Here is a 20,790-nt window from a genome sequence, read left to right as displayed (position 1 = left end):
CCCCCCCCCCCCCCCCCCCCCCCCCCCCCCCCCCCCCCCCCCCCCCCCCCCCCCCCCCCCCCCCCCCCCCCCCCCCCCCCCCCCCCCCCCCCCCCCCCCCCCCCCCCCCCCCCCCCCCGGCGTTCAGCGGGCGGAGCGGGCGGCGGCGGTCTCGGCCATCAGCCGGTCGAGCAGGTCCCGCGGCAGGGCGGCGCCGAAGTCGGTGGCGAACCGGCGCATCGGCATCGAGCCGATCATCTGCAACATCACCGCCTGATCGGCGGGGGAGGCGGCGTCGGCGGGCATGGTCGCGGTGAGCGCCTCCACCAGCGCCGGGCCGGCGGCCGGGTGGGTGAACCACTCGGCGACCGAGGAGTCCATCGTCAGCACCCGCACCAGGTCGTCCCCGGCCAGGGTCACGGTCTCCGCGGCGAGCACGGTCTCCGCGTCGTCGCAGACCTGCACCGCGTACTCCCCCGGCGCCACCACCCAGCCGGACTCGACGACGTCCCAGTAGGCGAACGCCCGCCGGCCGAGCTCCAGCACCACCTCGCGGCTCTCCCCCGGCCCGAGCGCCACCTTGGTGAACGCCCGCAGCTCCCGCAGCGGGCGGCGCACCGGCCCGGCCGTCGTCGACACGTACACCTGGACGACGTGCCCGCCGGCCCGGTCGCCGGTGTTGGTCACGGTCACCGAGACGGTGGCGGTGTCGGCGCCGGTGAGCTCGACCCGCAGGTCCGACGTCGCGAACGCCGTGTACGAGAGCCCGTGCCCGAACGGGTACCGCACCGCCCGGCCCTGCGTGACCAGCCCGCGGTAGCCGACCAGCACGCCCTCGCCGTAGACGACCCGCCCCTGCTCGCCGGGGAAGGAGAGGGAGCTCGGGGAGTCCTCCAGCCGCAGCGGGACGGTCTCGGCCAGCCGGCCCGACGGGTTCGCGACGCCGTAGAGCAGGTCGGCCAGCGCGCCGCCGCCGGCCTGCCCGAGCAGCGCGCCGTCGAGGACCGCGTCGACGTCGTCGTGCCAGCCCTCCAGCGACACCACCCCGCCGTGGGACAGGACGACGACCGTGCGCGGCGCCGCGGCGGCCACCGCGCGGGCCAGCTCGACCTGGGCGGCGGGGAGGTCGATCGTCGTCCGGTCGAAGCCCTCGGACTCGTCGGCGTCGGCCAGGCCGAGGAAGACCACGGCGACCTCGGCGTCGCGGGCCAGCGCCACGGCCTCCTCACGGAGCGCCGCGGCGTCGTCGCCAGGACCGTCGGAGGCGGAGCCGGGCGCGAACGGGAGCTCCCGGCCGGCCAGCTCCCGCATCGCGTCGAGCGCGGACTCGACCCGCGTGGCGGTGACGTTCGAGCTGCCGCCGCCCTGGAAGCGCGGGGTGCGGGCGAACTCCCCGACGACGGCCACGCGGGCGCCCGGGGACAGCGGCAGGGTGCCCCGCTCGTTGCGCAGCAGCACCGCGCACTCCGCCGCCAGCTCGCGCGCCAGCGCACAGTGCGCCTCGGCGTCGACCTCCCCGGCGGGCCCGCCGGCGTACCGGGCGAGGGCGGCCACCCGGGCGGCGCTCGCGTCGACGTACGCCTCGTCGAGCTCCCCGGCCCGCACCGCCTCGACCACCCGCCGGTTGCCGGCGCCGCGGTCACCGGGCATCTGCAGGTCCAGCCCGGCGGCGAGCGCGGCGGCGCGGTCGTCGACGGCTCCCCAGTCGGAGACGACGACGCCGTCGAAGCCCCACTGCTCGCGCAGCACCTCGGTGAGCAGCCACCGGTTCTGCGACGCGTAGACGCCGTTGACCTTGTTGTAGGCGCACATGACCGTGGCCGGCGCCGCCTCGGTGACCACCCGCTCGAAGGCCGGCAGGTAGATCTCGCGCAGGGTCCGCTCGTCGACCTCGGCGCTGATCCGCATGCGCTCGGTCTCCTGGTTGTTGGCCGCGAAGTGCTTGACCGAGGCGCCCGCGCCGGCGGCCTGCTGCCCGCGCACGTGCGCCGCACCGAGGACGCCGGACAGCAGCGGGTCCTCCGAGTAGTACTCGAAGTTCCGCCCGCCCAGCGGGGACCGCTTGATGTTCACGCCCGGCCCGAGCACCACGTGCACCCCGAGCGCCCGGGCCTCCCGGCCGATCGCCGCGCCGATCCGCTCGGCGACCGCCGGGTCCCAGCTGTTGCCCACCGCCACCGCGGGCGGGAAGCAGGTGGCCGGCAGGTTGCGGGTGATGCCGGGCCCGCCGAGGTCGCCCTCCTGGCGGCGGACGCCGTGCGGGCCGTCGGTGAGGACGAGCGAGGGCAGCCCCGCCTCCTCGACCGGCGGGGTGGACCAGAAGTCCTGACCGGAGAGCAGGGCCGCCCTCCGCTCGAGGGGCAGGCCGTCGAGGTCGGTCACGGGAGCTCCTGCGGGTCGTCGGCGCCGGCGTACGCGAACGAGCGCACCACGAGCGAGCCGCGGGCGCACCAGACGCCGCCCAGCCGGCCGGTCATCCCGCCGGCGACCTCGGTGGACAGGTAGCGCCCGTCCAGCCGGCCGAGCTCGGCGAAGCCGCCGGGCCCGACGACGCCCGCGACGACGACGTCCGGGCCGAGCGTGGTCGAGGAGAAGTGGCCGGTGGCGGGCTCGGTGCGGATCTCCAGCACCGCCTCCGGACCCGCGGCCGCCTCGCCCAGGACCGAGCGCAGCGGCCCGACCTGCGCCACCGCCCGCACCCGGTCGCCGGCGACCTCGACGTCGAGGTGGTGCCGGGCGTCGATCCGCACCGTCAGCCCGCCGACGCCGTCCACCCGCACCGCCGCGCGGAACCGGGCGTGCAGGTGCTCCTGCCGCCGGCCCACGAAGGCGAGGTCCTCCGACGCCGGGTCCGGGTCGGCCGCGGTCAGCCGCCGGCCGCCCTCGACCCGGCTCAGCAGCTCCCCGGGGAACCGCCGGGGCGCGACCCAGGCGGGGCCGCCGAGGTCCTCCTCGACGGCGACCGCGCCGCCCGGCGGGGACAGCCACTCCCCCAGCCGCGGCCAGCCGTCGGCCCACTCCACCTCGGCGGCGAACGTCTCGCGGCCGAGGACGTGGAACTCCGGGCTGGTGCCGCGGGGCCGCACGCCGTGGAAGACGACCGCCCAGCTCCCGTCGGACCGCTGCACCAGGTCGGCGTGGCCGGTGTTCTGCACCGGTGACTCGACGCCGCGGTGGGTGAGCAGCGGGTTGTGCGGGCAGGGCTCCCACGGCCCGGACGGCGAGGGACCGCGGGCGGTGGTCACCGCGTGCCCGCGCTCGGTGCCGCCCTCGGCGATCAGCAGGTACCAGAGGTCGCCGACCCGGTACAGGTGCGGCCCCTCCGGGAACCTCCCGCCGGTGCCCTGCCACAGCCGCCGCCGCGCGGTGAGCGCGGCCCCGGTGGCCGGGTCGACCGCCTGCTGCACCAGGCCGGCCGGGCCGCCGGCGCCGAAGCCGGCGTGGCTGACCAGCAGCGTGCCGTCGTCGTCCCAGGCCAGGTCGGGGTCGATGCCGCGCACCTCCGGCATCCGCACCGGCTCGGACCACTCCCCCAGCGGGTCCTCGGCGGTGACGAGGGTCTGCCAGCCGCCGTCGGCGAGGTTGGTGGTGACCATCCAGAACCGGCCGTCGTGGAAGCGGATGGTCGGCGCGGTGATCCCGCCGGAGCCCGGAGCGGCCGACACGTCGAGCTGGGACGGGTGGGCCAGCACGTGGCCCGCCTGCTCCCACGACACGAGGTCGGCCGAGCGGTACAGCGGGACGCCCGGGGCGTACTCGAAGGACGAGTGCACCATCCAGTACGTGTCCCCGACCCGGACGACGCTGGGGTCGGGGTGGAAGCCGGGGACGACGGGACGGGGGCCGCTCACGAGGAGGCGGACGGGTCGAAGAACGGCTTCGGCCGCTCGACCGGCCGCGGCTCCTCGATCGCGCAGCCGAGGGTGTGCCGGCCCGAGCCGACCGTCACCGGCGCGCTGCCGTCGGGCAGCACCACCTCGGCGGTCGTGTTCGGCGGCACGGTGACCTCAAGCGCGAACGCCGTCCCGCCGGTCAGCGTCCAGGACACCGCCGCGGTGCCGTACGGCGTCTCGTGGGTGGCCGCCGCCGAGGTGATGCCCGGGCCGGGGCGGGGCGCGAAGCGGATCCGCCGGTAGCCGGGCGCGGCCGGGGCGAGGCCCGCGACCGTGCGGTGCAGCCAGTCGGCGACCGCGCCGTAGGCGTAGTGGTTGAACGAGGTCATCTCGCCGGGGTTGATGCTGCCGTCGGGGAGCATCGAGTCCCAGCGCTCCCACACCGTCGTCGCGCCCATGGTCACCGGGTACAGCCACGACGGGCACTCCCGCTGCAGCAGCAGCTCGTACGCGGTCGCCACCTCGCCCACCTCGGTGAGCGCGTCGGTGACGAACGGCGTGCCGAGGAAGCCGCTGCCGATGTGGAAGCCGTCGTCGAGCACCTGGCGGGCGAGCAGCCGGCCGGCGTGCTCCCGCTGGTCCGGGGTGAGCAGGTCGCAGGCGATGGCGAGCGCGTACGCCGTCTGCGCCGGGTAGGCGACGCGGCCGTTCGGGCTGACGTACTCGGCACGGAAGCGCCCGGCCGCCCGCTCGGCCAGCGCGGTGAACCGGGTGCCGTCCTCCCCGAGCACCTCGGCCGCCTGCGCCACGATCCGCGCCGAGCGGGCCAGGTAGGCGGTGGCGACCAGCGGCCACGGCGTGCGGGCGGCGGCCGGGTTCTCCGGCGGCGCGGTGGGGTCGAGCCAGTCGCCGAGCATGAGCGGGACCCCGGCGAAGTCGAGCTCCTCCCCGGCCGCGCCCGCGAAGGCGTCGATCCAGGCGGTCATCGACGGCCACTGGTCGGCGAGCACCCCGGCGTCGCCGTGCCGCTCGTACAGGACCCACGGGACGACGACGGCGGCGTCGCCCCACCCGGCCTCGGCGCCGACGGGGAACGGCAGCAGCGGGACGAACGGCACGTACAGCGGGACGACGCCGCCGTGCTCCTCGAGCTGCTCGACGGCGAGGTCGGCCAGCCAGGAGCGCAGCATCCCGGCGGTGTCGTGGAGGAACGCCGCGGTCGGCGCGAACGCCTCGAGGTCGCCGGTCCAGCCCAGCCGCTCGTCGCGCTGCGGGCAGTCGGTGGGCAGGTCGACGAAGTTGCCGCGCATGCCCCACACGACGTTCTCGTGCAGCCGGGTGACGTCCGGGTCGGAGCAGGTGAACGTGCCGGTGGGCCGCATGTCGGTGTGCACGACGACGGCCTCGAGGTCCTCCGGCCGCAGCTCGCCCGGCCAGCCGGTCACCTCGGCGTAGCGGAAGCCGTGGAAGGTGAACCGCGGCTCCCACGTCCGCGGGCCGCGGCCGTCGAGGACGACCACGTCGGTGGCGTCCGCGCCGCGCAGCGGGCGGGTGCCGAGCTCGCCGTGCTCGAGCACCTCGGCGTGCCGGACGGTGACCTCCGTGCCGGCCGGGGCGTCGGGCAGGGCGAACCGGATGCGGCCGACGAGGTTCTGGCCGAAGTCGACGAGCGTCCTCCCCGACGGCGAGGTGGTGACCTCCCGGACCGGCAGCACCTGGGTGCGGCGCACCGGCGGGCCGGTCGGGGCGACCAGGGTCGCGACGTCCAGGGACCCGACCTCGACCGGCGTCCAGCCGGCGTCGTCGAAGCCCGGGGCGGACCAGCCGGGGAGCTCGCGGCGGAGGTCGGCCGTCTCGCCCTTGTAGATGTCGGCGCGGGTCTCGGCGCCGAGCGTCGAGCGCCAGGAGCCGTCGGTGGTCACGACCGTGCGCGACCCGTCCGGGTGCTCGACCTCCAGCTGGAGGAACGCGCCGGTGCGGTCGCCGTAGAGGTGCCGGCCGCCGGTGAAGCCGAGGTGGCCGCGGTACCAGCCGTCGGCGAGCGTGACGCCGAGCGCGTGCCGGCCCTCGGCGAGCAGCGCGGTGACGTCGTACGTCCGGTAGCGCAGCCGGTGCCGGTAGCTGGTCCAGCCCGGCGCCAGGACGTCGTCGCCGACGGTCGTGCCGTCGATCTCGGCCTCGTACAGCCCCCGCGCGGTGGCGTACAGCCGCGCCCGCGTCACCGGCTTCCCGAGGGTGAACTCGCGGCGCAGCAGTGCCACCGGCTCGCCGGTGCCGCCGGGCTCGGGCAGCACCGGCTCGACCAGCTCCGCCGTCCAGTCCGCCGGGTCGAGCAGGCCGGCCTCGACGGCGACCTCCTCGCTCCACGCCGAGGGCTCGGCGTCGCCCTCACCCCAGACGCGGACCCGGACGACCCGTCGCTCGCGGCTGGTCAGCGGGGGCGCGCCCCACGGGACGAGAACCGAGTCGGCGGAGGGGACCCGTCCGGAGGACCAGTCGCCGATCTCCAGCTCGTAGGCGGCCTGCCGCCAGCCGGGCAGCTCGGTGAGGGTCACCCAGGACAGCCGCGGGGCGGTCTCGCCGATGCCGAGCGGCTCGCGGTGGTGCTCGGCGGTGACGGCGGTGACGGTCACGTCGCTCATCGGACCCGGTCCCCGAGCAGCGCGGTGCCCAGGTGGTGGGCGAGGTGGCGGACGGAGCGGTCGACGATCCCGTCGACGTCGTCGTGCCCGAGCCAGACGTGCCCGGCGCCCTCGACCGGCACCAGCTCCGACCGGGCCCCGGCGGCCTGCAGCGCCGCGTGCAGCCGCTCGCTCTGCGCGTAGGGGACGAGCCAGTCGGCGGTGCCGTGCAGGAGCAGGAACGGCGGCGCGTCCGCGGTCGCGTGGGTGACCGGGCTGGCGTCGGCGCGCGTGGCGTCCGTGAGGCCGGCGACCAGGTGCTCCTCCGGCGGTCCCCGCAGCTCCTCGGGCAGCAGCGCCGCGATCTGCGGCGGCGGTGCCTGCCGCGGCATGGTGGCGAGGTCGGAGACGCCGTACCAGTCGACGACGACGTCGACCGCGCTGGACTCCCCGACGACGCCGTGCGTGCCCTCGAGGTCGGGCCGGTGCCCGGTCAGGCCGAGCAGCGCCGCGACGTGCCCGCCGGCCGACTCGCCCCACGCGCCGATCCGGGTGGTGTCGACGCCCAGCTCGCCGGCGAACCGCCGCAGGTACCGGACGGCGGCCTTGGCGTCGTGCAGCAGCGCGGGGAACGGCGCCTCCAGCGCGTGCCGGTAGTCGATGGTGGCGACGGCGAGGCCGGCGTCGAGCAGCGCGTCGAAGACCTGGTTCTCGCGCAGCGTCTCGGGCAGGTAGCGGCGGTCGCCCATCATGAACGCGCCGCCGTGCACCCAGACGACCAGCGGCGCGGGCGCGGGGGTGTCGGGCACCCAGACGTCGAGCTGCAGCGGCCGGTAGCCGAAGGCGACGGCGTAGGTGACGCCGGAGAAGTGCCGGGCGCCGTCCTCGCGCCGGACGGGCGGCGGCGGTGGCAGGAACCGGGCCGGGCCGGCCCACTCGGTCGTCTCGGTGGTGCTCATCGCGTCTCCTCTGCGGTGCTGGTGAACGTGTGCGTGCCGGGGCCGGCCGTCGTGGCGGTCCCGTCGGGCAGGACCACCTCGGCCTCGGTGCCCGCGGGCACCTCGACGGTCAGCGAGAACCGGTGGCCGTCGAGCCGCCAGGCCGACCCGATCCGGCCGTACGGCGACTCGTGCGCGGCCGCGGCGCGCGTGAGCCCGCCGCCGGGGCGGGGTCGGACGCGGAAGCGGCGGTACGCGGGCTCCACCGGCTCGATGCCCGCGGTGTACCGGTGCAGGAACGAGATCACCGCGCCCTTGGAGTAGTGGTTGAGCGACTCGTGCGGGACGCCGTCGGCGTCGACGCCGTCCCACCGCTCCCACACCGTCGTCGAGCCGCGGTCGACCATGACCAGCCACCCGGGCTCGGTGTCCTGCAGCAGCAGCTCGTAGGCCACGTCGAGGTGCCCGGCGTCGGCGAGCACCGGCAGCAGGTGCGGGGTGGCGAGGAACCCGGTGCCCAGGTGGGTGCCGGCCTTGCGGACCAGCTCGACCAGCCGCTCGGCGACGGCCGGGCGCAGCCCGTCGGGCACCAGGCCGAAGGCGAGCGCACGCACGTGGTCGGCCTGGGTGTCGGAGACCAGCCGCCCGTCGTCGTCGAGGTACTCGGCCTGCCAGGCGGCGCGCACCCGCGCGGCGAGCCCGGCGTAGCGGGCGGCGTCGCCGTCCCGGCCGAGCACCGCGGCGATCCGGCCCGCCAGCTCCGCGCTGTGGGCGTACCAGGCGGTGGCGACGACGCCCTCGTCCGCGGCGACGAACGCGCCGAAGTCGCCGACCTCCTCGCCGGGGACCAGCCACTCGCCCCAGTGGAAGCCGGTGTCCCACAGCCACCGCTCGTGCGGCGCGGGCTCGGGCCGGCGGGCGGCGCGCTCCGGGTGGCGCCGCTCGCGGGCCGCGCGCTCGGTGCGGTCCAGCCAGCGGACCACCGCCGGCCAGGTCTCCTCGAGCACGCGGGTGTCGCCGTAGGCGCGGTACAGCTCCCACGGCACGACCACGACCGCGTCGCCCCAGCCGGCCGAGCCGTTGAGGAACGACACCGGGCTGTCCCGGCCCTCACCGCGCGGGCACGGGCTGACGTTGGCGACCGTCCCGTCGGGCCACTGGTCGGCGACGACGTCGTGCAGCCACTTCGTGGAGAACCCGGCGACGTCGTAGAGGAACGCCGCGGTCGGGACGTAGAGCTGCCAGTCGCCGGTCCAGCCGTGCCGCTCGCGGTGCGGGCAGTCGGTCGGGATGTCGCAGGCGTTGTCCCGGAAGCTCCACACGGCCGCCTCGTGGAAGGCGTCCAGTCGCGCATCGCTGGAGGAGAACCAGCCGGTGCGCCGCAGGTCGGTGTGCACGACGACGCCGCGGACGTCGTCGGGGGTGAGGTCGCGCGGGTGGCCCTCGACCCGCACGTAGCGGAAGCCGTGCGTGGTGCGGCGCGGCTCGAAGACCTCGCCGGGCACGCCCGCGGAGACGACGACGTCGACCTGGCCGGCGGGCAGCCGGTGGGGCAGGAACGGCAGGTCGGGCTCGAGGTTGGCCACCGTGACGTCGCCGTCGGGGGCGAGCCACTCGCCGTGGGTCAGCGTGAGCGTCGTCCCGGCCGGGCCGAGGTCGGTCAGCCGCACCCAGCCGTTGACGTTCTGCCCGAGGTCGACCACCTGGGCGCCGCCCGGCAGCCGGGTGACCGAGACGGGCACGAGCTCCTCCACCCGGCGCACCGGCGGGGCCGGCGAGTCCACGAGGCCGGCGAAACCGTGCTGCACCACGGTGACCGGGTCCCAGCCGGCGTCGTCGAAGCCGGGGGCGTCCCAGCCGCGGGGCAGGGCGCGCAGGTCCCAGCGCTCGCCGGCGACGAGGTCGGCGGCGAGGACGTGCCCGGTCGCGCTGCGCCAGTCCGGGCCGGTGCCGAGCACGGTGACCGTGCCGTCGTCGTGGGTCAGGTGCAGCTGGGCGAGGAACGCCGTCCGGTCGCCCCACTGGTCGGCGGAGCGGGTGACGCCGGTCTGGCCGCGGAACCAGCCGTCGGCGAGGACGACGGCCAGCGCGTGCCGGCCCTCGCCCACCGGGCCGACGTCGTGCGTCTGCACCTGCAGCCGCTGGTCGTACTGGGTGTACCCGGGGGTGAGCTCGGCGTCGCCGATCCGGGCGCCGTCGAGGAACGCCTCGTAGAGCCCCTGCGCGGTGGCGTGCAGCCGGGCGGAGGCGACGGGCCGGTCGGCGGCGAACTCCCACCGCAGCAGGGCGGCCGCCCGCTCCCCCGCCGGGCCGGCCGGGACGGTCCCCGGCTCGATCCACTCGACCTGCCAGTCGTGCGCCTCGAGCAGGCCCGTCTCGAACCACGCGGGCCCGGACACCGGGCTCTCGCCGAGGTCGGTGCGCACCCGCACCCGCCAGGTGACCCGCTGGGCGGAGCGCAGCGCCGGGCCGGGCCACGGGACGAGCACGTGCCGGTCGTCGTCGACCCAGCCGGAGTCCCAGCCGTCGTCGGTGGTCAGCCGGTACGCGTGCTGCACGCGGGCGCCGCCGGGCAGCCGCCAGGACAGCCGCGGCGACGTCGTCCCGGTGCCGAGCGGCTCGTCGAGGTGCTCGACCCGGAGACCCGACGGTGCGGCCGTCACAGGACGGGGACGGACTCGGCGTGGTGGCAGGCGGCCTCCGTGCCCTCGACCAGCCGCAGCGGCGGGCGCTGCTCGACGCAGACATCGCTGGCCAGCGGGCAGCGCGGCACGAAGGGGCAGCCGGTGGCCGCGGGCTGCGCCGCGCCGGCGGTGCCGAACCCGGCGGCCTCGCGGGCGGCGCGGCGGGCGGCCTGCTCGGCCGGGCGCGGCACGGGCGCGGCGGCGGTCAGCGCCACCGTGTACGGGTGCCGCGGCGCCTGGCTGACCGCCTCGACCGGCCCGGTCTCCATGACCTGCCCGCGGTAGAGGACCACCGTCCGCTGGGCGAGGAACCGCACGACGCCGAGGTCGTGGGCGATGAAGAGGAACGCCAGGCCGTGCTGGTCGCGCAGGTCGGCGAGCAGGTTGAGCACCTGCGCCTGGGTGGACAGGTCCAGCGCGCTGACCGGCTCGTCGAGGACGACGACCTTCGGGTCGCAGACCAGCGCGCGGGCGATGGCGATGCGCTGGCGCTGGCCGCCGGAGAACTGCGACGGGTAGCGGTCGACGGCGTCGCCGGGCAGGCCCACCGACTCCAGCCCCTGCCGCGCCCGCGCCGTCGCCTCGGCGCCCTTCACGCCCATCAGCCGGAGCGGCTCGACCAGCGTCTGGCCGATGGTGCGCGCCGGGTTGAGCGAGGAGTACGGGTCCTGGAAGACCACGCGCAGGTCGGCGACCTGGCGGCTGCGCTGCTTGAGCGACATCCGGGTGACGTCCTGGCCGTTGACCCGGATCGTCCCGGACGTCGCCGGCTGCAGCCCGAGGACCGCCTTGCCGATCGTCGACTTGCCCGAGCCGGACTCGCCGACCAGGCCGACGGTCTCGCCGGGGGCGATGTCGAGGCTGACCCGGTCGATGGCCGGCGGGGCCTGCCGCGCCCTGCGGCCGGAGCCGTAGCGGACGACGAGGTCGCGGATCTCCAGGGCGGGCGTGGTGGTGGCCGCGACGGGCGCGGTCCCGGCGGGGGCGGTCATGCGGGGACTCCGGCGGTCGGGGCGGGCTTCTGGACGGACGTCTCGTCGCCGGCGGACTCGGGCTGCCACACGGCGTGCTCGCGGGACAGCTCGTCGGCGCGGACGCAGCGGACGGCTCCCTCACCGTGCGCGGGCAGCACCGGGAACGGCACCGTGCACGCCTCCTCCGCGAACCGGCAGCGGGTGGCGAACCGGCAGCCGGTCGGCCAGGAGCCCGGCGGCGGGACGGTGCCGGCGATGGAGGCCAGCCGCTGGGGCACCGGCTCGCCCTCGGGCACGTGCGGGTTCGCCCCCAGCAGCGCCATCGTGTACGGGTGCGCCGGCCCGTCCAGCACGGCCGCGGCGGTGCCGGACTCGACGACCTCGCCGGCGTACATGACGGCGACGGTGTCGCAGATGTCGGCGACGACGCCGAGGTCGTGGCTGACGACGACGACCGACAGGCCGGTGTCGCGCACCAGCGCCCGCAGCAGCGACAGGATCTCCGCCTGCACGGTGACGTCGAGGGCCGTCGTCGGCTCGTCGGCGATGAGCAGCCGCGGCTCGCCGGTGAGCGCGAGCGCGATGCAGACCCGCTGCGCCATGCCGCCCGAGAGCTGGTGCGGGTAGCTCCTGAGCACCCGCTCGGCGTCGACGATGCCGACGTTGCGCAGCAGCTCCGCGGCGATCCGCTTCGCCTGCCTCCGGTCGACCCGGCGGAACCGGCGGATGGGGCCGGTGAGCTGGGAGGCGATGGAGAACACCGGGTCCAGCGCGACCATCGGCTCCTGCGAGATCATCGCGATCTCCCGGCCGCGGACGCGGTTGAGCTCGGCCTCGGACAGCCCGGCCAGCTCCCGGCCCTGCCAGCGGATCGAGCCGCCGGTGACCGAGACGCCGTCGGGCAGCAGCCCCATGAGCGAGCGGGCGGTCATCGTCTTGCCGCAGCCGGACTCGCCGACCAGGCCGAGGACCTGCCCCTGCCGCAGGGAGAAGGAGACGCCGGTGACCAGGTCGGGGCCGTCGTCGACGGAGACGGTGAGGTCGCGGACGTCGAGCACCGCCTCCGGGTCGGCCGGGGCGGCGGGCACCGCGGTGGCCGCGGCCACGGCGCGGCGCAGCGGCCGGCGACGGCGGGCCGTGCCGGGGCCGGCGGCCCTCCCGGCGAGGGCGTCGGCGAGCTCGTTGGCCGCCACGACGGTGAGCGCCAGCACCAGGCCGGTGGGGACCATCAGCCACGGCGCGTTGTAGATGTAGCCCGAGGCGTCCTGGATCATGAAGCCCCAGCTGGGCTCCGGCTCCCCGGGCCCGAAGCCGAGGAACGCCAGGCCGGCGACGATCAGCAGGCCGATGCCGAACAGCTGCGCGGCCTGCACGGCGACCACCGTGGCCATGGACGGCAGCACGTGCACGAGGTTGACCCGCAGCGAGCCCAGGCCGTTGACGCGCGCGGCGTCGACGTACAGCCGCTGGCGCACCGACTGCGCCACACCGAGGAGCACCCGGTAGACGGCGGCGGAGATCAGCACGCCCATGATCGCCATGACCGGGTACAGCCGGTTGCCGATCACCCCGATGACGGCGAGCAGCAGGATCGTCGCCGGCAGGGCGAGGAACACCTCGGTCACCCGGCTGATCGCCCGCTCGACCCGGCGCCCGCGCTCGGCGGCGACCAGGGCCAGCGGCAGGCCGATCCCGAACGCGACGACCAGCATCAGTGCCGAGGCGAGCAGCGGCAGTGCCCCGGCGGTGAAGATGCGGGAGAGCAGGTCCCGCCCCAGCGGGTCGGTGCCCAGCCAGTGCTCGGCCGAGGGCAGCGCCAGCCGGTTCGCGGTGTCCTGCTGCCCCGGCTCGAAGGGCCGCCACAGCGGGGCGGTGAGCGAGGCGACCACGACGAGGAGCAGCCAGGTGGCGCCGAAGACCCCGCCGGGGCGGCGCAGGGAGGACGGCAGGCCGCGGCGGCGGCGGGCCGGCGGGACCGGCTCGGTGGCGACCTCGTCGGCCGCGTCGAGGGGCAGCACGCTCATGCGGTACGCACCTTCGGGTCGAGCGCCGCGACCAGCAGGTCGAGCAGCAGGTTGATGACGACGACCACCGCCGTGGCGACGACCACCACCCCGACCAGCGCGGGGAAGTCGCTCGACGACGCGGCGGCCTGGCTGGCCTGGCCGAGACCGGGCAGCGCGAAGAGGTTCTCGATGATCACCGAGCCGCCGAACAGCGCGATGAACTGGATGCCGAGCGTGGAGACCACCGGCACGCTGGCGTAGCGCAGGGCGTGCACGTACCGGATCCGCCACGGCGGCGTCCCCATCGCCCGCAGGGTGCGGACGTGCTCCTGGGTCAGCGCCTCGCGCATGCCGGCGTTGGCGGTCCGGGCGACGATCGCCGCCCCACCGACGGTGAGCGTGAGCACCGGCAGCAGCAGGCTCCGGAACCAGGCGGCCGGGTCCGCGGAGAACTCGACGTAGCCGGTCGCCGGCAGCCAGCCCAGCTGCAGCGACAGGAGGTAGACGAGGAGGATCCCGACCCAGAACGCCGGCAGCGACAGGGCGACGCCGCTGCCGGTGGTGATCCCCTTCCCCAGACGGCCGCCGCGCACCGCGGCGGTCACGCCCAGCAGCACTCCCACGATCCCGGACAGCAGCGTGGCGAAGAAGGCGATGGAGGCGGTGACCGGCAGACGGTCGGCCAGGTCGGCGGCGACGTCCCGGCCGTCGACGAGCGAGCTCCCCAGGTCGAGCCGGAACAGGGACCCGAGGTAGTCGAAGAACTGGACGTACAGCGGGCGGTTCCAGCCGAGCGCCTCGTTCTCCGCGGCCACGGCCTCCGGAGTGGCACCGGCACCGAGCCGGACCGCGCCGGGGGTGCTGTCGCTGGCGTGGACGAGCAGGAAGGTGATCAGCACCGCGGCCAGCAGGGTGCCGATCGCCAGGGCGAGTCGCCGGGCGACGTAGGCGAGCATCTGGGGGTCCCTCGATGAGGAGTGGTCTGGGGCCGGGCCGGCGGCCGCCGGGCGTGCCGGCGGCCACCGGCCGATCAGGGAGCGGTCAGCTCGCCGGCTCGATGTCGGAGAGCACGAGGTAGGCGTTGGTCCCGGCGAAGGACGGCTCGGCGACCGACTCGGCGTTGTAGCCGGCGTAGACGAAGTCCTCGTACACCGGGACGAACCAGCCGTTCTCGGTGATGGCCCGGTTCAGGTCGGTCAGGGCCTGCTCCTGGGCGTCGCCGGTCGCACCGAGGGCGGCGCCGAGCGGGCCCTCGATCTCCGGCTCGGTGGCGTCCTGCATGTTCATGAAGCCGCCGTAGAGGGCACCGGCGACGAAGCCCGCGGGCTGGGCGCCCACGGTGAAGGGGCCGAAGATCACCGGGTCGGTCCGCACCGCCGCGAAGACCTGGTCGGTCGAGGTGGCGGTGACGAAGTTGAGCCGGATGCCGACCTCGGCCCACTGGCTCTGGATGGCGACGGCGTCCTCGTCGGGCTGGCCGAGGACGGTCAGGTCGACGTCGAAGCCGTCCGGGAACCCGGCCTCGGCGAGCAGCTCCCGGGCGCGGTCCGGGTCGTAGCCGAACTCCTCGTCCAGCGCCGGGTCGAAGCCGGGGGCCTCCTCGGGGAAGAGCTGGGAGGTCGGCCGGGAGCCGTCGTGCAGGTCGCTGACGAGCGCCTCGCGGTCGGTGGCGTAGGTCATCGCCAGCCGGGCCTGCTCGCTGGCGAAGGCCGGGTTGCTCGCGCCGGTCTTGTCGATGACCGGGAAGCCGACGATCGTGCCGCCGACGCTGACGACGCTCTGCCGCTCCTCGACCAGGTCGATCGTCGTCGGGTCGAGGACGGTCGCGACGTCGGCCTGGCCCGAGACGACCGCGTTCGCCAGCGCCTGCGGGTCGGTGATGACGTTGAAGACGATGGAGTCGTAGGCCCACTCGTCGGCGCCCCAGGCCTCGTCGTTCTTGGCGAGGGTGTAGGTGCTCGCGCGCGTCGTCTCGCCGGTGTCGAGGGTGTAGGCCCCCGAGCCGTTCGGTGCCGTCTCGAGGGTGCTCGGGTCGGCGACACCGTCGCGGCCGACGATGATGCCCGCGGTGTCGACGAGGTTGTTCTCCGGCGTCGCCTGGGGCTGTGCCCAGGTGATGACCACGGTCCGCGGGTCCTGCACCGTCACGTCGGTGATCTCGGACGCCTGCCCGGGGGCCAGCGCGCCGTAGGCCTCGAGGTCCGGGTCGCTGCGCCGGTCGAGGTTGGCCTTGACCAGCTCGGCGTCCAGGGTCGACCCGTCGGTGAAGGTCACCCCCTCGCGCAGGGTGAGCGTGGTCTGGGTGTTCTCCGGGTTGTTGGAGAACTCGGTGACCAGGCTCGGCTCGACCGTGCCGTCGGAGGTGGTGACGAACAGCGCGTCGTACAGCGCGCTGAAGAAGGTGAACTGCCCCTGCGAGTACCGCAGCGGGTCGTAGCCGGTGGGCGCGGCATCGGCGTCGTAGGCGAAGGTCAGGGTGCCCGTGGCGCTCTGGCTGCCGCCGCCACCGCCACCGCCGTTGCCGCCGCAGGCGGCCAGCGTCGCGGCGGTCGCGGTGGCCAGCACCGCGGCACCGATCCGCACGGTCGTCGGCCGGGTGCGCCGGCTGGTCAGCAGGGTGGATCGATTCATCGTGTCCTGGCTCCTCATCCTCGACGGACGCGAGGGGTCTGGACGGCCGACCGGCGGCCGTGCGGGCTGCTCCGCCCGACTGCTCCAAGACGATGAGGACGACTGCGCTGTGGCGTCAGGCACAATGCCGGTCAATGGAAAACGAGTGTGGTGCGCACCTCACCGGTGACGGACGGACGTCCTCCCGGTGAACGAGGACCCCGTGGCCGACGTGACCGACGGACCGGGCCCGGCGCCGCGCGTCCGTGGCAAGCGGCCGCCGCAGGGCGACCCGGTGGTCGACCGCGCACTCGCCCTGCTCGCCGCCTTCGACGCCACGCGTCCGTCGCTGACGCTGGGCGAACTGGCCCGCCGCAGCGGCATCCCGACCAGCTCCACGCTCCGGCTGGCCGGCCGGCTGGTCGCCTGGGGCGCGCTGGAGCGCGACGCCGAGGGCCGGTTCACCGTCGGGCTGCGGCTGTGGGAGGTGGCCTCCCTGGCGCCCCGCGCCCGCGGCCTGCGGCAGGTGGCGATGCCCTTCCTCGGCGACCTGGAGGAGGTCACCCGCCAGCACGTGCTGCTCGCCGTCCGGGAGGGCGGGGACGCCGTGCTGCTCGAGCGGCTCTCGGCGCACGCGGCGATCCCGGTGCTGTACCAGGTGGGCGGGCGGCTGCCGCTGCACTCCACCGGCGTCGGCCTGGTGCTGCTGGCCTACGCCGACCCCGACGTGCAGGAGGAGTACCTGGCCCGGCCGCTGGTGCACGAGCCCGAGCGCACGCCGGTGTCGGAGGCGGCGCTGCGACGGACGCTGGCCGAGGTCCGCCGGGAGGGCCTCGCCCACTTCCGCCGCCGCGTCCCCCGGCCGATCGTCTCGGTGGCCGCGCCGGTCTTCGACGCCGCCGACCGGCTGGCCGCCGCGGTCTCTGTCGTCGTGCCGCAGGAGGGCGCCGACGCCCGCGTGCTCGGCCCCGCGGTGCGGACCGCCGCCCGCGCGATCTCCCGCGGCCTCGGCGCTCGGCGCCCGCTCGGCCCCGGCCGCTGAGGCCGCCCGATGCCGGCAGGCCCGCGCGACCGTCCGCGGTCGTGCGACGGGCGGCCGAGCGGGCCGGTGCGGGTGGGTTCAGGCAGCGGGTGCGCGCGGCGCCGGCGCCAGGGGTGCCGGGGTGGTGATCTCGGTGCCGTCGGGCCGCCAGGTGCGCCAGGTCCCGGTGGGTTGTCGTTCCACGCGGAAGCCGTGGTGGACCTTGGTGTGGTGGCGCTCGCACAGCAGCGCCGAGTTCTCCAGTGACGTCTCGCCACCGTCGATCCAGTGGACCAGGTGGTGCACGTCGCACCACCACGTCGGGGCGCCGCACCCGGTGAACACGCACCCGCCGTCGCGCAGCTCCGCGGCGCGGCGGATGTGCCGGCTCATCAGCCGCTGCTCCCGGCCCAGGTCCAGTGGTGCGCCGTCGGGGCCGAACACCACCCGGGAGACGGCGCCGTCGCAGGCCAGCCAGCGGGCCCTCGCGGCGGAGATGGTGGCGCCGAAGCCCATCCGCCCGGCGTTCGGCCGCCCGGCCGGGTCGACCAGGTCCTCCACGTCGATGACGACGGCGACCTGCGGCCTGTGCCCGCGCAGCTGCGGCAGCGATCCGGCGGCGAGGGCGTTGTCGGCGACCTGCACCAGCGCGTCGCCGAGGCGCTGGGCGCGGGTGCGCCCGTCGCCGGCCGGGCGGTCGGCCTGCACGTGCGCCTCCAGGGCGGTCTGCAGCCTCTCCCCGCCGACCGCGTCCAGGTGCCCGCGGATCGTGAGGGAGCCGTCGGCGTGCCGGGCCAGCGTCAGCGACCGCCCCTCGGTCGGATCCGGCTCCGGGCCGTCGGGATCGAGGTCGTTGCAGTAGTGCTGCACCACCTGGACGAGGTCGGCGTGCGACTGCTCGACCGCCACCCCGGTGAACGCCGCGTCGACCACCGCCAGGTCCACGCCCTGCTCGACAGCGGAGGCCAGCCGCTCCGGGGTCACCGCCTCGGCCGCCTTCGCCATCTGCTCCGAGGTCGCCAGTCCGGCGTCGTGGGCCTCGGCGAGGGCGGGCAGGTGCTCCAGCGCCCGCCCGGTGCGCACCAGCCGAGAGGCCTCCGCCGTCGACAGCCGGCAGTGCCCGCGCAGCCACGAGGCCATCGACGCCAGCCCGTCCCGCTCCGGCGCCTGGGACAGCTCCGCGGCGCGCACCGCGCGGGCCAGTCGGGCGTCGATCCGGTTGCGCTCGGCGACCAGCGTGGCGACGTCGTCGAGCACGTCCCCGCCGCCCAGCCCACCCGAACACATGTACGAAGCCTAGCCGATCAGGCACCCGTCCGCGACGCGAATCCGCAGGCCAGCGGCTCGTCCACAGGTTTCCGGTAGCCGTCGACAGGGACCCACAGACGCCTCGACCTGCCGGTCAATGGCACGGGGATGGCCGGACCGGCCCCTCGCTGAGGAGGGTGACGCGGACCACCGCCGAGCACCGGAGGACCCGTGCCGATCCACCCCATCATCGCCGCGAACCTGCACCTGCTGGAGGGCATCGAGTCCTTCGAGCAGGGTCTCGCCGACCCGGAGCAGCGCGCCCGCCTCGACGCGTTCCTGTCGATCGAGGGCGCTCCCCCGCCGCCCGCCGTCGCCGCCCGGCCGGCGTCCGCGCCCGGTCCGCACGGCGACGTCCCGGTCCGGGTCTACGAGCCCGACGGCAGCGGCACCGACCGCCCCTGCCTCGTCTGGCTGCACGGCGGCGCGTTCCGGATGGGCGACCTGGACATGCCCGAGGCCGACTGGACCGCGCGGCAGGTCTGCGAGCGGGCCGGTGCCGTCGTGGTGAGCGTCGACTACCGGCTCTGCGTCGGCGGGGTCACCTACCCCGTGCCGCACGACGACGCCGTCGCCGCCGTCCGGTGGGTGCGCGACTCCGCCGCGGTCCTGGGCGTCGACCCCGCGCGCCTCTCCGTCGGTGGCGCCAGCGCCGGCGGCAACCTGGCCACCGGGGCCGTGCTGCGGCTGCGCGACGACGACGGCTGGGCCCCCGCGGCGCTGGTCCTCGCCTACACGACCCTGCACGCCGTCGTCCCCGCGCCGTCGGCCGCGCTCGCGGCGCTCATGACCGAGGTCCCCCGGCTGCTGCGCTTCCTGCCGGAGGACCGTGCGTCGATCACCCGCAACTACCTGGGCGGGCCGGAGAGCCGCGCGGACGGGTACGCGATGCCGGCGAACGCCGTCCTCGACGGGCTCTGCCCCGTGCTGCTGCTGAACTCCGAGTACGACGACCTGCGCGCCTCCGCCGAGGCGTTCACCGCGGCGCTCGCGCTGGCCGGCGTCGACGTCCGGCAGGTGCTCGTCCCCGGGATGCTGCACGGCTTCCTCAACACGCCCGCGGCCGACGTCGAGCCGGTGGACCGGGCGCTCGCGCTGGTGGCCGAGGTCGTCGCCGGGCAGCCCGTCGCCGTCCCGGTGTCCGCGTGACCGTGCCGGTCAATGGCACGGGCGTTGGTCGGGTGACCCGGGTCACCGATGCTCGGACGGTCAGTGTCGACCCGACCCGGGAGTGCAGATGAGCTTCGAGTACCTGATCGACCCGGAGAAGGGCCCGCAGTGGCAGGGGGTGCTGCCCGGCAAGCCGGTCCCCTACGTGCTCAAGCGCGGCGAGGGCGAGCACGCGATGCTGTTCGGCGACCTGTTCAGCGTGCTGCTGTCCGGCGACGAGACCGAGAACCAGTTCGGGATCGTCGTCAGCGACTCCCCCGCCGGCGACGTCATCCCCACGCACTCGCACAACGCCACCCACGAGACGTTCTTCGTGCTCGACGGGAAGGTGCGGCTGTTCTTCGAGGACGCCGAGGGCGGCAAGCAGTCGCAGCTGCTCACCCCCGGCGACTTCGGCTTCGTGCCGGCCGGGTTCGCGCACGCGTACCAGATCGTCGAGGACGCCCGGATGATGGGCACCCTCTCCGGCGGCTTCGAGCGGTTCTTCCAGCACATGGGCCAGCCGACCGACCACCCGACCAAGGACCAGCCGCCGTTCATCCCGGACTTCCCGCGCATGCAGGCGGCGGCGCAGCAGCACGACATGCAGTTCATGCGCGACTACGAGTGGCCCGAGCAGGCCTGAGTCCCGCACCTCGCTCCCCGGGCGCGGTCCCTGACCAGGGGCCGCGCCCGGCGTCCGTTCCGAGGAGGCCCCGTGCCCACGCCCGCCCTGCCGCTGCCCCCGCCGGCGCACGCCGCTCCCCTGCCCGCGCCCGCGCCGGGCCCGGACGGCACCCGCGTCCTGTCCGGGGTCGCCTACGCGGCGCTCCCCGGCGTCCGGCCGCTGGAGCTCGACCTGTACCTCCCGCCCGGCGACGGGCCGCACCCGGTCGCGCTGTTCCTGCACGGCGGCGGGTGGCGGCTGGGCAGCCGGCACTCCGGCGGTCCCGCGTTCTCCGGCCGCACACTGTTCGAGCGGGTCGCGGACGCCGGGATCGCGGTGGCCAGCGCCGACTACCGGCTCTCCGGCGAGGCGGTCTGGCCGGCGCAGCTGTCCGACGCGAAGGCCGCCGTCCGCTGGCTGCGCGCGCGGGCGGACGAGCTCGGCGTCGACCCGGACCGGGTGGCCGCGTGGGGCGAGTCCGCGGGCGGCCACCTCGCCGGGCTGCTCGGCCTGGTCACCGACGCGGACCTGGAGGGCGACGTCGGCGTGACCGGCCCGTCGAGCGCCGTCGTCGCGGTCGCCGCCTGGTACGCGCCGGCCGACCTCGCCGGCTTCGCCGGGGACGCCGGCGCCGACCCGGCCGACGCCGGCACCCGGGAGGCGCAGCTGCTCGGCGCCCCGCCGGCGAGCGTGCCCGACGCCGCGGCCCAGGCGAGCCCGGTCACCCACGTCCGGGCGGACGCGCCGCCGTTCCTGCTGCTGCACGGCACCGGCGACCGGTTCGTGCCGTGCGTGCAGAGCGAGCGGCTGGCGGAGGCGCTGCGGAGAGCCGGGGCCGAGGTCGAGCTGCACACCTACGACGGCGCGGACCACATGTGGCTGGGCGCCCCGGACGCGGCCGCGGACGCGCTCGACCGGACGACCGCGTTCCTGCGCGCCCGGCTGCTCGGGACGTGATCCGGAACCGTCCGGGACCGCTTGCCGGTCAATGGAATCGCCC

At 76.1% G+C, this 20,790-nt stretch carries 14 protein-coding genes; 4 read left to right on the top strand and 10 right to left on the bottom strand.

Annotated features, from left to right (window positions below):
• Positions 1 to 123: 123 nt before the first annotated feature.
• The 9 genes from ACI8AK_RS05810 to ACI8AK_RS05770 form a co-directional block, all read right to left on the bottom strand.
• A complete protein-coding gene (locus ACI8AK_RS05810) occupies positions 124 to 2,361 on the bottom strand; it encodes a glycoside hydrolase family 3 C-terminal domain-containing protein (RefSeq protein WP_456955453.1) in 2,238 nt (745 codons plus the stop codon).
• The gene (locus tag ACI8AK_RS05805; RefSeq protein WP_456955451.1) at positions 2,358 to 3,830 is read right to left on the bottom strand and encodes a family 43 glycosylhydrolase; all 1,473 of its coding nucleotides are present in this window, start codon (positions 3,828 to 3,830) and stop codon (positions 2,358 to 2,360) included. The genes ACI8AK_RS05810 and ACI8AK_RS05805 overlap by 4 nt, the downstream gene beginning before the upstream one ends.
• On the bottom strand, positions 3,827 to 6,454 hold the full coding sequence (locus tag ACI8AK_RS05800; protein ID WP_456955450.1) for a family 78 glycoside hydrolase catalytic domain: 2,628 nt from the start codon (positions 6,452 to 6,454) through the stop codon (positions 3,827 to 3,829). Before ACI8AK_RS05800 ends, ACI8AK_RS05805 begins: the two co-directional genes overlap by 4 nt.
• Positions 6,451 to 7,392 carry an alpha/beta hydrolase fold domain-containing protein gene (locus tag ACI8AK_RS05795; RefSeq protein ID WP_387985010.1) on the bottom strand — a complete coding sequence of 314 codons (942 nt, stop codon included), beginning with the start codon at positions 7,390 to 7,392 and terminating at the stop codon, positions 6,451 to 6,453. Before ACI8AK_RS05795 ends, ACI8AK_RS05800 begins: the two co-directional genes overlap by 4 nt.
• Complete coding sequence (locus ACI8AK_RS05790) at positions 7,389 to 10,034, bottom strand: family 78 glycoside hydrolase catalytic domain (RefSeq protein ID WP_456955449.1); 2,646 nt, start codon at positions 10,032 to 10,034, stop codon at positions 7,389 to 7,391. Before ACI8AK_RS05790 ends, ACI8AK_RS05795 begins: the two co-directional genes overlap by 4 nt.
• Complete coding sequence (locus ACI8AK_RS05785; protein ID WP_456902019.1) at positions 10,031 to 11,047, bottom strand: ABC transporter ATP-binding protein; 1,017 nt, start codon at positions 11,045 to 11,047, stop codon at positions 10,031 to 10,033. The genes ACI8AK_RS05790 and ACI8AK_RS05785 overlap by 4 nt, the downstream gene beginning before the upstream one ends.
• Positions 11,044 to 13,053 carry a dipeptide/oligopeptide/nickel ABC transporter permease/ATP-binding protein gene (locus tag ACI8AK_RS05780; RefSeq protein WP_456955447.1) on the bottom strand — a complete coding sequence of 670 codons (2,010 nt, stop codon included), beginning with the start codon at positions 13,051 to 13,053 and terminating at the stop codon, positions 11,044 to 11,046. The genes ACI8AK_RS05785 and ACI8AK_RS05780 overlap by 4 nt, the downstream gene beginning before the upstream one ends.
• Positions 13,050 to 13,991, bottom strand: a complete 942-nt coding sequence (locus ACI8AK_RS05775) for an ABC transporter permease (RefSeq protein WP_456955445.1) — start codon at positions 13,989 to 13,991, stop codon at positions 13,050 to 13,052. Before ACI8AK_RS05775 ends, ACI8AK_RS05780 begins: the two co-directional genes overlap by 4 nt.
• An 85-nt stretch (positions 13,992 to 14,076) precedes the next feature.
• Positions 14,077 to 15,666, bottom strand: coding sequence for an ABC transporter substrate-binding protein (locus ACI8AK_RS05770; protein ID WP_456955443.1), 1,590 nt, complete (start codon positions 15,664 to 15,666; stop codon positions 14,077 to 14,079).
• Between the two features lie 202 nt (positions 15,667 to 15,868).
• On the opposite strand from ACI8AK_RS05770, the gene ACI8AK_RS05765 reads away from it, so the two are divergent.
• Entirely contained in the window at positions 15,869 to 16,687 is an 819-nt protein-coding gene (locus ACI8AK_RS05765) for an IclR family transcriptional regulator (RefSeq protein ID WP_387985026.1), read from the top strand.
• A 78-nt stretch (positions 16,688 to 16,765) separates the two neighbouring features.
• Here ACI8AK_RS05765 and ACI8AK_RS05760 read toward each other — a convergent pair whose 3' ends face one another.
• Positions 16,766 to 17,953: a DUF222 domain-containing protein gene (locus ACI8AK_RS05760; protein ID WP_456955441.1), complete on the bottom strand. Its 1,188-nt coding sequence runs from the start codon at positions 17,951 to 17,953 to the stop codon at positions 16,766 to 16,768.
• Positions 17,954 to 18,145: 192 nt separating this feature from the next.
• Here ACI8AK_RS05760 and ACI8AK_RS05755 point away from each other — a divergent pair, with 192 nt between their 5' ends.
• The 3 genes from ACI8AK_RS05755 (at position 18,146) to ACI8AK_RS05745 (ending at position 20,747) form a co-directional block, all read left to right on the top strand.
• Positions 18,146 to 19,123 carry an alpha/beta hydrolase gene (locus tag ACI8AK_RS05755; RefSeq protein ID WP_456955440.1) on the top strand — a complete coding sequence of 326 codons (978 nt, stop codon included), beginning with the start codon at positions 18,146 to 18,148 and terminating at the stop codon, positions 19,121 to 19,123.
• A gap of 88 nt (positions 19,124 to 19,211) precedes the next feature.
• On the top strand, positions 19,212 to 19,769 hold the full coding sequence (locus ACI8AK_RS05750) for a quercetin 2,3-dioxygenase (RefSeq protein ID WP_387985033.1): 558 nt from the start codon (positions 19,212 to 19,214) through the stop codon (positions 19,767 to 19,769).
• A 72-nt stretch (positions 19,770 to 19,841) separates the two neighbouring features.
• Positions 19,842 to 20,747 carry an alpha/beta hydrolase fold domain-containing protein gene (locus ACI8AK_RS05745; RefSeq protein ID WP_456955438.1) on the top strand — a complete coding sequence of 302 codons (906 nt, stop codon included), beginning with the start codon at positions 19,842 to 19,844 and terminating at the stop codon, positions 20,745 to 20,747.
• The last annotated feature ends 43 nt before the right edge of the window (positions 20,748 to 20,790 follow it).

This window comes from Geodermatophilus sp. SYSU D00867 (assembly GCF_054050315.1).
The sequence above is the reverse complement of the archived record's forward strand: the minus strand, read 5'-3'. Positions and strand labels throughout refer to the sequence as shown.